Source organism: Achromobacter sp. DMS1 (assembly GCF_001270295.1).
The window spans coordinates 1-12383 of record NZ_LHSJ01000005.1 but is presented as its reverse complement, the minus strand read 5'-3'; the positions used below and the strand labels follow the sequence as shown (position 1 = coordinate 12383).

The following is a 12383-nucleotide window of genomic DNA, read 5'->3' as shown; positions in this document are numbered from 1 at the left end:
CGGCGCCCTCCCCCGGGCAGGGCGCCGCCGAAGGCGCTTCGGGGGCGGGCCCCTCAATGCGTGGCATACCCCCAGGCCAGCACCGCCGTGATGTGGATCAGCCCCACCCACAGCATCATGATGACGGTATAGCCCATCACGTCGCGCAGCTTCAGCTTGGAAAGCGCCAGCGCGGGCAGGATCCAGAAGGGCTGCACGAGATCGTTCCAGGCGTTGCCCAGCATGACGGCCATGGAGGTCTGGTTGATGGCGCTGCCGATTTCCTTGGCGGCGTCGATCATGAACGGACCCTGGATCACCCAGTGGCCGCCGGCCGAGGGCGCGAAGAAGTTGATGACGAAGGAGCTCACCAGGCCCCAGAAGGGCAGCGTGGCGGGCGTGGCCACGTCCACGAAGACCTTGGAGATGGTGGTCACCAGGCCCGAGGCGGCCATGATGGCCATGATGCCGGCGTAGAACGGGTACTGCAGGATGATGCCGGAGATGGTCTTGATGCCTTCGGTGAGCTTGGCCACGTAGGCGGCCGGCGTGCCCAGCAGCAGGATGCCCAGGAACAGGATGATGAAATTGATGAGGTTCAGATCCAGCGCGCCGCCATTGGAGAAGTGCAGCACGACGTAGCCCACGCCCATCAGGCCGATCAGCAGGCTCAGGATGCGGCTGTTGTTCAGCCGCGAGGCAATGGTGTTCTTCTCGAGCAGGTCCTCGCCGGCGTTGGCGGCGGCCGCGTCGCGGTCGATGGCGGGGTCCACTTCCACCACTTTCTCGCCCTGCCTGGGATGCAGCCAGGCGTTGAGCAGCGGCAGCGTCACGATGATGACCAGACTGGTCAGCAGCATGGGCGCCGAGAAGATCGTCTCCGTCAGCGGCACGATGCCCATCTGGGCGGCGGTGGGGTGATTGGGCGTGGCGATCAGCACCGGGATGCTGGCCGACAGGCCCAGGCCGTACATGGTGAAGCCGCTGTAGGCCGCGGCGATGATCAGCGGGTAGTGCACGCCTTTGACCTTGAGCGCGAGCTTCTTGGCGACGATGCCGCCGATCACCAGCCCGAAGCCCCAGTTCAGGTAGCTGCCGATGCCGCCGACCAGCGTGGCCACGATGATGGCCGTGCGCGGACGGTGCACGTGGCTCACGATGCGGTCCAGCAGGCGGTCGGTAAGCGGCGCGGTGGCCAGTACGTAGCCCATGGCCAGGATCACCGCCATCTGCGTGGTGAAGGCCAGCAGGCTCCAGAAGCCCTTGCCCCAGGCGGTGGTGATGGCCGAAAGGCTCTGGCCCTCGATGCCCATGGCCAGCAGCACGGTCAGCAGCGTCAGCCCGATCGCGAACACAAAGGGATCGGGCAGATACTTGCGCATCAGCTCCGTGAAAAATGAAGCCAGTCTATTCATGTTGCCTCCAACAAACTCCGGTAAGGCGTGTTTCTCTCTGGGTCCGGGCGCGGCGGGCCGCGCGGCGGACGGTCGGTTTCTTTGCGTGGACGGGGCCGGGCCGGATGGCCTGGCCGGGCGCGCGGTGGCGGTGCCCCGCGCCTTTGTAGGAAATGAATGCTCGCGGTCTGTGCCTGGGGCGCGGCCGCGTTCAGCCGGCCTTGCGCTGCAGCCACTCGGCCAGTTCGGCCAGCGCCGCGCTTTTCTCGCGCAGCACCCGCTCGCGGCGTTCGGGGCTCCAGGTGTAGAAGCCCTGGCCGCTTTTGGCGCCGATCTGGCCGCTTTCGACCTTCTGCTTCAGCAGCGCCGAGGGCTCCTGGCGGTTTTCCAGGTCTTTGTAGAGGTAGCTGGCGATGGCGTAGTGCACGTCGATGCCGTTCATGTCGCGTTGCTCCAGCGGGCCGGACAGCGCCAGCCGGATGCCGAGGCTCCACTTGACCACTTCGTCGATGTCCTCGGCGCTGGCCACGCCCTTCTCCAGCAGCGAGATCGCCTCGCGCGCCAGGGCGTGCTGGATGCGGTTGGCGATGAAGCCGGGGATATCCCGGCGCACCAGCACCGGGCGCTTGCCGGCGAAACGCAGCGCCGCCATGACGCGGTCCACGGTTTCGGGCGAGGTGTCGTCGTTGCGCACCACTTCCACCAGAGGAATCACGTCGGCCGGCGTGAAGAAGTGCGTGCCCACGAAGCGGTCGCGACGCGAAACCGCGCTGGCGATGGCGTTGATGGACAGGCCGGAGGTGTTGGTGGCGAAGAGGGTCCGCGGGCCGCAGATGGCGTCCAGCCGGGAAAAGATGTCGCGCTTGAGCTCCAGCTTCTCGGGCACCGCTTCGATCACCAGTTCGCTGCCGGCGGCGGCCTGCAGGTCGGGCGAGGTGCGGATGCGCGCGAGCGCCTGCCGGATGCCGTCCGGCGCGTAGACCGTGAGCTGCCGTTCGATGACGGCCAGGGCGCGCGGCAGGGCACCTTCCACCGGGTCGATCAGGACGACCTGCAGTCCCTTCGAGGCGAACAGGGCGGCGATGCCGCTGCCCATTGCGCCCGCGCCGACGACGGCCAGATTCTTGAGGGGAGTTTCCATGACGGTTCGCTAGAGCCAGGCCACGGCATGCGGCGACGGGCGGAACGGGAAACCGGGCATCTGTTGCAGGCGTCTCTTCCGTGCGTGCCTTCTGTGCGCGGGGCCAGAAAATTATTTGTTCTATATGCGAACGTTTGTGCGTATATAGAATTTATGTCAGGGATAGTACTAAAAGTGGCCAGGGGTGGACAAATCGCCCGGAAGCCTGTCCGCTGCGTGGACGGTGGTGGGCGGGCCAAGCCCCGGTGGAACCGGGGCGGCGGCCGTGCCGGAAACGGGTCGCCCTGCCGCGTTCAGCCCGAGTTGCGCAGGCCGGCGGCGATGCCGTTGATGGTGAGGTGGATGGCGCGCTGCACGCGTTCGTCGCGCAGCGGCGTCGGGCCGGCGCAGCGTGGCGCGGTGGCGGCGGATGAGCTCGATCTGCAGGTAATTGAGCGGATCGATATACGCGAAGCGCTCGCGCAGCGAGGCTTGCAGCGAGGGGTTGTCGGCCAGCAGTTCGCGCCGCGTCAGCAGCTTGAGCATCTGCCAGCGTGCGCGCATGCTCGGCGCTGATGGCGCCGAAGACGCGCTCGCGCAGGGCGCGGCGCGGCACCAGCTGCGCATAGCGCGCCGCGATGGCGAGGTCGGACTTGGCCAGCACCATTTCCATGTTGGAGAGCAGGGTGCGGAAGCCGGGCCAGTCGCGGGCCATTTCGCGCAACTGGTCCAGGCGGGCGCGGCCGCGAACGCGGCACGCCGGCCGCACCTGAGCCGGCCGCACCTGAGCCGGCCGCACCTTCTTCCAGATAGGCTTCGATGGCCGAGCCCATGCCGTACCAGCCCGTGAGCATGAGCCGGCACTGGGCCCAGGAAAATCCCCACGGAATGGCGCGCAGGTCTTCGATGCGCTGCCCCTTCTTGCGCGAGGCGGGACGCGAGCCGATGTTCAGGCCGGCGATTTCGCTGATGGGCGTGGCGGCGAAGAAATCTTCTTGCGCGAGGCGGGACGCGAGCCGATGTTCAGGCCGGCGATTTCGCTGATGGGCGTGGCGGCGAAGAAATAGTCGGCGAAGCCCGGCGTGTCGTAGACCAGCCCGCGGTACGTGCGCTGGGCCACTTCCGACATATAGGCCATGGCGTCGCCGTGGCGCGCCATGTGGGCGTCTTCCGCGCTGTCGGCCTCGGCGCGCGGGGCGAGGCTGGATTCCAGCGTGGCGGCCACCAGCAGCTCCAGGTGCCAGCGGCCCACCTCGGCGTCCTTGTACTTGCTCTGGATGACCTCGCCCTGTTCCGTGAGGCGGATCTGCCCGGCCACCGTGCCCGGCGGCTGGGCCAGGATGGCGTCGAAGCTGGAGCCGCCGCCGCGGCCCACCGATCCGCCGCGGCCGTGGAAAAGCCGCAGCCGCACGCCGCGCGCCGAGAAGACCGGCACCAGCGCGCGTTCGGCCTGGTACAGCGACCAGTTCGAGGTGAGGTAGCCGCCGTCCTTGTTGCTGTCGGAATAGCCCAGCATGACTTCCTGCGTGCCGCCCTGGGCGCGCAGGATGCGCTCGCGGATTTCGGGCAGGTCCAGCCAGGCGGCCATGATCTCCGGGCCGCGCTGCAGGTCGGGTATGGTTTCGAAGAGCGGCACCACCATCAGCCCGTCTTCGGGCGGAATCTCCTGGCCGGCCGGCGCGATGAGCCCGGCCTCTTTCTGCAGCACCATGACTTCGAGCAGGTCGCTCAGCGTCTCGGTGTGCGAAACAATGGTCTGGCGCACCGCCTGCCTGCCGTAGCGGGCGCGTCCTTCGGCGGCCGCGCGCAGCACGGCCAGCTCGCGGGTGGTTTCCTCGCTGTAGGCGATCCAGGGCGAGGCCAGGGGCCGGGCCTGCGCCAGCTCGGCCCGCAGCAGCGCCACGCGCTCNTGGTGGCTGCCGCCCTGCCCGCCGGATGCGCGGCGCAGGCGCGGCGCGAGCTGGCCGCCTTGCTGCGGCAGCCCGAAACCGCAATCAGCCTGGACAGTTGGCAAGACGCCGGGCCGGACCGCGGCCTGCCCGGCGACGGGCCCATGTTCGCGCATCCGCTCCGACCTGCTGGACGCCGTGGCCGATGCCGCCCTGCTGTCGCAGGCCGTGGGCCGGCCCGTCTGCGTGGCCTGCCGGTCCGGGCCGGCGGCGAGCTCGTGCTGCGGGCCGCCCGAAGCGCCGGTGCTGCGCGCCGCGGCGCCCCCTTCCGGCGACGCGGCGCGGCCGGACGGCGCCGGGCACGGAGCTCCGCCGCTGGCGCTGCGGTCGGATACGCCCTGGGCGTGCGTCCGAGCCTGGCGCGCCTGCTGAGCCGGCCCCGGCAGGCGATGCGTGCCTGCACCCCACCGTGCATGCCGATTTTGCTGTGCAGCCGGCGGCGCGGCCCTGCGCTGCGCCGCATGCCGGGGTGCAGGATCTGAACGCCGCGCAGGTGTCCTCGACCACGATGTCCACCAGCGCCTGGCCGCCCAGCGTCTCGGCCAGCGCCCAGGTCTCGGCCTTGTCTATCCACATCAGCGGGGTTTCGATGGTGACGCGCGCGCCCAGGCCGAGGCCCAGCGCCACCTGCTGCGCCTTGATCGTGTCGTCGCGGCAGTCGGGGTAGCCGGAGAAATCGGTTTCGCACATGCCGCCCACCAGCACGTCGAGCTGGCGGCGGTAGCCCAGCGCGGCGGCCAGGGTCAGGAACAGCAGGTTGCGTCCGGGCACGAAGGTGTTGGGCAGGCCGTTGGCCTGCATCTCGATTTCGCGCTCGCTGGTCATGGCCGTGTCGCCCACCTGGCCCAGCACCTTGAGGTCGAGCAGGTGGTCTTCGCCCAGGCGCGCGGCCCATTGCGGAAAGCGCGCCCGCAGCGAGGCCAGCACCTGCCGGCGCGCATCGAGCTCGATGCGGTGGCGCTGGCCGTAGTCGAAGGCCACGGTTTCCACATGGGCATAGCGCTCCAGCGCCCAGGCCAGGCAGGTGGTGGAGTCCTGGCCGCCCGAGAACAGCACGAGCGCGCGGCGTTGATGGTTTTGCATAAAGGGGGGTTACGGAAATGCGAAGGCGGCAAGCGCCGATATCGGCAATGTAACGCAGCGGCGGGCGTTTTCCGCGCGCAAGCCCTGCGTACAATCGTCGGGTCGTTTTTCCGTTTGCCGCACCCCAAGCCGAATACCGCACCCCTTCCTGCCATTTCTTTCCCGACGGATTCCCGCCCGATGAAAGCCCTACGCCCGCAGTCCGCTTCCGACGAACCCTTGCGTCACGACATCCGGCTGCTGGGCCGGCTGCTGGGCGAAGTCATCGCGGAATGCGAAGGCAAGCGCGTGTTCGACACCATCGAAACCCTGCGCCGCACCGCCGTGAAGTTCCGCCGCGAGGGCCGGCAGGCCGACGGCAAGCTCCTGGAGCAGCGCGGACGTCACCATGCCCAGCGACATGGCGGCGCGGCCGATGCTGCCCGCCTCGACGACGCGCACAAAATAACGTAGCTGGCGTAATTCCATGACGGCCCCGCACCCGGAGTGATACCCGGCTCCGATTGTAGGGCCGGCCCGGCTTCAGTACCGCGCGTCCTTGGGCTTCTTGCCGTTGGGCCAGTCCTTCTCCTTGCCCGGGAAGTCCGGCCGCGGCATGTGGGTGAAGAACTCGGCGATGTCCACCGCGTCCTGGTCAGACAGCGTGCCGTCGCGGCCCTCGCCCCAGCGGCCATGCGTGGCCACGCCCATGGGCATGTTGTTGCGGATGAAGGCCGCGGCCTTGTATGTGCGCGCCAGGCCCGCCCCGATGTTGAACGACTCGTCGCCCCACAGCGGCGGAAACACGACGTTGCCGGCGCCGTCCTTCTTGCCCTCGCCGTTGGCGCCATGACAGGACGCGCACTGCGCCGCATAGAGCGTCTTGCCGCGCGCCGGGTCGGGCACGATGCCCGTATCGATGGGCCAGGCATTCTTGATCTGGACCTGGGCGCCGTGGGGCACATCCTGCGCCAGCCACTTCATATAGGCGATCATGGCCTGCATTTCCCCGGAATCCCTGGCCAGCGGCTTGCCGTTCATCGACCTCATGAAACAGCCGTTGATGCGGTCTTCCAGGCTCACCACCCTGTCCGCCCGCGGGTTGTATTGCGGAAACGCGTTGTAGGTGTTGATGTAGGGCGCGCCCAGCGGCTTCTTGCCCTGCTGCACGTGACAGCTGTTGCAGTTCATGCTGGCCCCGGTGTTCTGCGGCAGCAGGCGGCGCGTCTCGTTCAGCAAGCGCTGGCCGTACCGGATCTGGTCCGCGTTGGGCTCCCTGTCGATCTCCGTATCGGCGGGAATGGCGTAGGCCGGCAGCGGCTTGCCGTCCTTGTCCAGCACGGGATACGTCTGCGGCGCAGAGCCGCCCGGCGCGGCCAGGGCCGTCAAGACGCCGGCAGCCCCCAGCGCGGCCAGCGCCGCTCCGATCTTCTTCTTGCTCATTGCGCGCCTCCCGCGACGATGTTGGGCTGCTTGCCGGCCAGGAAGGCGCGGATATGCGCCACGTCGGATTCGGCCACGGCCGGCGCCTGGTTGGTCCAGGCGGTGCGGATGAAATTGATCACGTCGGCGATATCGCGGTCGCTCAGCCGCCGGAAGCCGGGCATGGCGAACGCCATGGCGTCCTGGCCGCTGGACGGCATCCGTCCGCCTTCCAGCGTGATCTGGATGATGGACTGCGCGTTCTGCGCGTATACCGCCGAGTTGCCCGCCAGCGCCGGGAAAATGCGCGGCATGCCCTGGCCGTCGGCCCGGTGGCAGGCCACGCATTGCTCCATATAGATGACCGCGCCGCGCGAGTCGTAGCGGCCCTCCCGCAGCATGGCCGTGGTGGCGTCCTGCTTGGGCGGGAACGCCGGCAGCTTGCCCTGCGCCGGCGGCAACTGCTTCAGGTAGGCCGCCACCGCCGCGATGTCGCCGTCGGTGAAATGGCGCGTGCTGTGCTCGACCACGTCGGCCATCGCCCCGAAAGCCGCCACCTTGTCGGTGCGCCCCGTCTTCAGGAACATGCCGATTTCGCCCTCGCTCCACGACTGCAGCCCCTGGGCCTCGCCCCGCAGGCTCTTGGCGCGCCAGCCGTCGATGACCGCGCCGCTGAGGAACGCGTCGCCGTCGGCCAGCGACAGCGCCTTTTCCTGGTAGGCCAGCCCGCGCGGCGTATGACAGGCGCCGCAATGGCCGGGGCCTTCCACCAGGTACGCGCCGCGCGCCACCTGCTCGTCCGCCCCGGACGGCGCCGCGAAGCCGCGCTTGGGCGCGAACAGGGCCTGCCACCAGGCCATGGGCCAGCGCATGTTGAGCGGCCAGGGAATCGTGGAGCCGGCGCTGGGCTGCGCCTCAGGCTGCACCCGCGTCATGAAATAGGCGTACAGCGCGCGCACGTCCTCGTCCGGCATGATGGCGTACGAGGGATAGGGCATGGCCGGATACAGCGGCGTGCCGTCCTTGCGGATGCCGTACTGCACGGCATTCTTGAAATCCGCGTAGGCGTAGGAGCCGATGCCCGCCGTCTTGTCGGGCGTGATATTGGACGAATAAATCGTGCCCACCGGCGTCTGCATCGCCAGCCCGCCGGCAAAAGGCTTGCCGCCGGGCGCGCTGTGACAGGCCACGCAATCGCCCGTGCGGGCGATATAGGCGCCAGCCTCGGCCAGGCTGCGATCCGCCAGATCGACCCCGGCCGCGTCCGTCTTGCGCGCCGACGTCAGCACGTGCGCCCCGCCCACGGCGCCCGCCGCCAGCACGGCCAGCGCCGCCACCGCCTTGATCCCGAACTTCTTCATATTCCCTCCGAGTGCGCTGGACGGCGTGCACGTCGGGGTATTCGCGCATCGGGGTCCAGCTCTGGAGGAAATCTTAGTTCTATAAGTAATAAGCTAATTACTTGAGGAAATATTTATTCGACCCCTTTTTGATTCGGCTCAAAAAGGGGCCGGTTCGTGGGCCCGGCCGGCGCGCCGGTGCCGGCGGCGCGGCTCAGCCCGGAATGCCCAGGCCCCGCTGCACCGCCGGCCGGGCCAGAACGCCGCCAGCACGCGCGCCACGTTGCGGAACCTGTCGAACGCCACCAGCTCGCCCGCGCCGTAGTAGCCCACCAGGTTGCGCACCCAGGGAAAGATCGCGATGTCGGCAATGGTGTATTCCTTGCCCATGACCCAGTCGCGCCCTTCCAGGCGCTGCTCCAGCACGCCCAGAAGGCGGCGGGCCTCGGCCGCGTAGCGGTCGCGCGGGCGCTTGTCTTCGTAGTCCTTGCCCGCGAATTTGTGGAAAAAGCCCACCTGCCCGAACATGGGCCCGATGCCTCCCATCTGGAACATCAGCCACTGCAGCGTTTCGTAGCGTCCGGCCGTGCCGGCCGGCAGGAGCTGCCCGCGCTTGCCGGCCAGATACAGGAGAATGGCTCCCGACTCGAACAGCCCGAACGGCTTGCCGTCCGGCCCGTCGGGATCCAGGATGGCGGGAATCTTGTTGTTGGGGCTGAGCGACAGGAATTCCGGCGAGAACTGGTCTTGGGCGTCGAACGAAACGCGGTGCGCCTCATAGGGCAGGCCGGTTTCCTCCAGCATGATCGACACTTTCACCCCGTTGGGCGTGGGCAGCGAATAGAGCTGGATGCGGTCGGGATGCCGCGCCGGCCATTTGCGGGTGACGGCAAAGGAATCGAGTGCGCTCATGCAAGGGCTCCTGGTTGGGGTGGCGCCCACTGTAGCGCAAGGCGACGGGCGCGGAAACGGCGCACGCGCCCTACCCGGCCGGCGGCTCGTGCAGACAGGCGATATCGGCCTCCGCCGCCAGCGCGGGATAGCGCCGCAGCACCTCCGGATCGTGCCCCGGCACGATGTGGCCGGGCGAGTCGGCCGCGGCGCGCAGTCTGCCGTATCCCGCCAGCATGTCGGCGGTGTTGTAGACGATGGGAAACGGACGTCCGTCGTCCATGTTCTCGTAATAGTGGCTGGCGTCGGAAGCCAGCACCACCCAGCCGCGCCGGGTATGCACCCGCAGGGCCTGCAGGCCCTTCGTATGGCCGCCAATCTTCAAGAGCTGCAAGCCCGGCTCAAGTTCGCCGTCGCCGTCGTGGAACACGACGCGGTCTTCGTACACGCGGCGCACCAGCGTCACTACGTCTTGCACGGCATAGGCGTGCCGCAACGGCTCGTGGCACATGCAGCGCCCGGTGGCGTACTGCATTTCGTCGTCCTGCACATGCAGCCGCGCACGCGGCAGCTTGTCCAGGTTGCCCGCGTGATCGTAGTGCAGATGGGTGAGCACCACGTCGTCCACGTCCGCGGGCGCCACGCCCAGCGCCGCCAGAAACCCGATGGGGCAGCGCAGCAGATCGCGCCGCCGGGCGCGCGCCGTTCTCGGCATTGAAGCCGGTGTCGACCAGCACCACGCGGCCGGGCCGGCGCACCAGCCAGACGAAAAAATCCATGGGCATGGGGCCGTCGTGCGGGTCGCCGCCCAGGAAGTTGTCGGACCGGCGGCGCGGCATGTGCGCATAGCGCAGGGCATACACTTCGAACCGGGGCAAGGTCTCGCCGGATGCGGCCATGCGTCACACTCCCAGATAGGCTTTTTGCACGAAAGGGTCGGCCAGCAGATCGCCGCCCCGCCCCGAGCGCACGATTTCGCCGTGCTCCAGCGCATAGGCCTGGTGCGCCAGCCGCAGCGCCAGGCGCGCGTTCTGCTCCACCAGCACGATGGAAAGGCCCTTGTCCCGGTTGATGCGCTCGATGGCGGCCGCGATCTCGGCGACGATCTTGGGCGCGATGCCCAGCGACGGCTCGTCCAGCATCAGCAGCTTAGGGTTGGCCATCATCGCCCGCCCGATGGCCACCATCTGCTGCTCGCCGCCCGACAGCGACCCGGCAAGCTGGCGCCGTCGTTCCAGCACCCTCGGAAACAACGCATAGATCTCCTCCAGCGTGCGGCGGCGCACGGCGCGCGAGCGCACGCCGTGCGCACCGGCCAGCAGGTTTTCCTGCACCGACATGCGCCCGAACAGGCGGCGGCCTTCCGGCGACAGCGCCACGCCGGCCGCCACGCGCGACGCGGCCGGCATCGCCGTCACGTCCCGTCCGTCGAACCGGATGCGTCCGTCCGCCGCCCGGGCCAGCCCGATCACGGCCTTGAGCGCGGAGCTCTTGCCCGCGCCGTTCGATCCGATCAGCGCCACGATCTGGCCGGCGTCCACAGCGAAACTGGCATTGCGCACGGCCTCCAGCCGCCCGTAGCGCACGGTCAAGGCATCGACTTCAAGCATGGGCATAGTCCGGCGCTCCGAGATAGGCTTCGATGACGGCGGGATTGGCGCGCACCGCATCCGGCGCGCCTTGCGCGATTTTCTCTCCCTGCACCAGCACGACGATGCGCTGGCACAGGGCCATGACGAGCGCCATGTGGTGCTCCACCAGCAGCAGCGTCAGGCCCTCCTCATCGCGCAGGCGGCGCAGCAGGCGGCCCAGCTCGTTGCATTCCTCGTGATTCAGCCCCGCCGCCGGCTCGTCCAGCAACAGCGGTTCGAGCATGACCACGGCCAGGTCGCTGCTGCGCGCGACCGAGGTCAGGTAGTCTTCCTCCAGCCGCAGCGTGCCTCCGCCCAGGGCCTGGGCCACCAGCACCAGATCGGGATTGGCCACCGAACCCAGCAGGCCCACGCCCGGCAACACCAGCGCGAGCTGCACGCCGTCGGGCAGCACCACGTCGGTGAAGCGGCCCGGTTCGATCAGGGCGCTGTAGGCGCCGTCGCGCACGGCCACCATGCGCAGCGCGGCGCTGACCACCGGCACGGCGTCGAGCTTGAGGCTGGCGCCGCTGGACAGCTTGAGGTCGGGTGGCGCCAGCGACGTCTGCGCATCGGGCACGCCCCAGGTGGTGCATCGCACCAGGCCGCCCTCGACGTATGCGATCTCGTCGATGGCGCGGTCGCGCAGCGCCAGGGTCTGCATGTGCCGCACGTGCTGCCGGCTGCAAGGCTCCAGCGCGAGAGCGTTGAGCCCGCGCAGCGCGCCGCCGTATTGTCCAGCACGCCTTGCGCGTGGGCGCGCACGCGCTCGGCCTGGTTATCGAGGTGATGCTGCTCCTGGGCGACGGCGCGGCTCCAGGACATGTGCAGGACAAAGCCGATGGGGAGCAGGGCTCCCGCGGCGGCCAGGATTACGGTTATTCCGATTACATACTTGCGCGTCATCGACGCTCGTCCCCAGGATTTTCGCAGCGACGGCGAAAGTCATACATTTTTACACTTTTTCATGCGTCCGAGTAAGGCAATTTTGCCGCCTCGCGCATCCTGGAAAACCAGGGAAATACCGGATGGCGCGGCGTCCCGGCATTGCGGCCCGGCCGACGGCAGTCCGGGGGCAGGCTCCATGTCCTGGTTTTTTATTTCATTCATGGTTCTTTTTGCTGGGCCATGCGTCGGCCTACGCTGCAAGCCTCTCGGTTTTGATCGGTGACCTGTCATGCAAGAAAGAATTTTCCTCGCCGGCGCCACCGGCGCCATCGGCACGGCGCTCATCCCGCTGCTTCGCGCGGCCGGCTACGAGGTATACGGCAGCACCCGGCATGCGGACCGGGCCGCCCGGCTGGAAACGGCAGGCGTGCACCCGGTGGTGGTGGATGTGTTCGACGCCGAGGCGCTTGCCGTCGCGCTGATGCGCATCCGCCCGGCCAGCATCATGCACCAGTTGACGGATCTGGCCACGCTGCACGACCCCGCCCGGGCCGCCGAGACGGCGCGCGCAACGCGCGCATCCGTGAAACCGGCACGCGCAACCTGGTCCATGCGGCGAGCCAGGCGGGCGCCGTTGGCATGGTGGCGCAAAGCCTGGATCTGCCTCTTCACGGCGTTTTCCGGCGTGCTGAGCGCCTGGCAGGACA

7 protein-coding genes and 6 pseudogenes are annotated in these 12383 nt (G+C 68.6%); 2 read left to right on the top strand and 11 right to left on the bottom strand.

Features of this window, described 5'->3' with window-relative positions; translation table 11 throughout:
• Window positions 1-53: 53 nt before the first annotated feature.
• The 4 genes and pseudogenes from AD428_RS01225 to queC all read right to left on the bottom strand — a co-directional run.
• Window positions 54-1394, bottom strand: coding sequence for a short-chain fatty acid transporter (locus tag AD428_RS01225; RefSeq protein WP_053243848.1), 1341 nt, complete (start codon window positions 1392-1394; stop codon window positions 54-56).
• 190 nt (window positions 1395-1584) lie between these two features.
• Window positions 1585-2514, bottom strand: a complete 930-nt coding sequence (locus AD428_RS01220; protein WP_053243847.1) for a 3-hydroxyacyl-CoA dehydrogenase family protein — start codon at window positions 2512-2514, stop codon at window positions 1585-1587.
• Window positions 2515-2807: 293 nt separating this feature from the next.
• Window positions 2808-4402 (bottom strand): annotated as a pseudogene (locus AD428_RS29900) (phosphoenolpyruvate carboxylase); the annotation flags it as partial.
• 538 nt (window positions 4403-4940) lie between these two features.
• Window positions 4941-5525, bottom strand: a pseudogene (gene queC / locus AD428_RS29185) (7-cyano-7-deazaguanine synthase QueC); the annotation flags it as partial.
• Window positions 5526-5705: 180 nt separating this feature from the next.
• Here queC and AD428_RS25880 point away from each other — a divergent pair.
• Window positions 5706-5903, top strand: a pseudogene (locus AD428_RS25880) (phosphoenolpyruvate carboxylase); the annotation flags it as partial.
• Here AD428_RS25880 and AD428_RS25875 read toward each other — a convergent pair.
• The 7 genes and pseudogenes from AD428_RS25875 to AD428_RS27330 form a co-directional block, all read right to left on the bottom strand.
• A pseudogene (locus AD428_RS25875) lies at window positions 5891-5993 on the bottom strand (LysR family transcriptional regulator); the annotation flags it as partial. The pseudogenes AD428_RS25880 and AD428_RS25875 sit on opposite strands and share 13 nt — an antisense overlap.
• 54 nt (window positions 5994-6047) lie before the next feature.
• Complete coding sequence (locus tag AD428_RS01200; protein ID WP_053243805.1) at window positions 6048-6947, bottom strand: c-type cytochrome; 900 nt, start codon at window positions 6945-6947, stop codon at window positions 6048-6050.
• Complete coding sequence (locus AD428_RS01195; RefSeq protein WP_053243806.1) at window positions 6944-8287, bottom strand: cytochrome c; 1344 nt, start codon at window positions 8285-8287, stop codon at window positions 6944-6946. The genes AD428_RS01200 and AD428_RS01195 overlap by 4 nt, the downstream gene beginning before the upstream one ends.
• Window positions 8288-8480: 193 nt before the next feature.
• Window positions 8481-9178 (bottom strand): annotated as a pseudogene (locus tag AD428_RS01190) (glutathione S-transferase N-terminal domain-containing protein).
• Window positions 9179-9248: 70 nt separating this feature from the next.
• A pseudogene (locus AD428_RS01185) lies at window positions 9249-10056 on the bottom strand (N-acyl homoserine lactonase family protein).
• Between the two features lie 3 nt (window positions 10057-10059).
• A complete protein-coding gene (locus tag AD428_RS01180) occupies window positions 10060-10773 on the bottom strand; it encodes an ABC transporter ATP-binding protein (protein WP_053243809.1) in 714 nt (237 codons plus the stop codon).
• A complete protein-coding gene (locus AD428_RS27330) occupies window positions 10760-11509 on the bottom strand; it encodes a CSS-motif domain-containing protein (RefSeq protein WP_255352161.1) in 750 nt (249 codons plus the stop codon). Before AD428_RS27330 ends, AD428_RS01180 begins: the two co-directional genes overlap by 14 nt.
• Before the next feature lie 456 nt (window positions 11510-11965).
• Here AD428_RS27330 and AD428_RS01170 point away from each other — a divergent pair.
• Window positions 11966-12383: NAD(P)H-binding protein (locus AD428_RS01170; RefSeq protein WP_235488730.1), on the top strand; the 418-nt coding region annotated here is incomplete at its 3' end.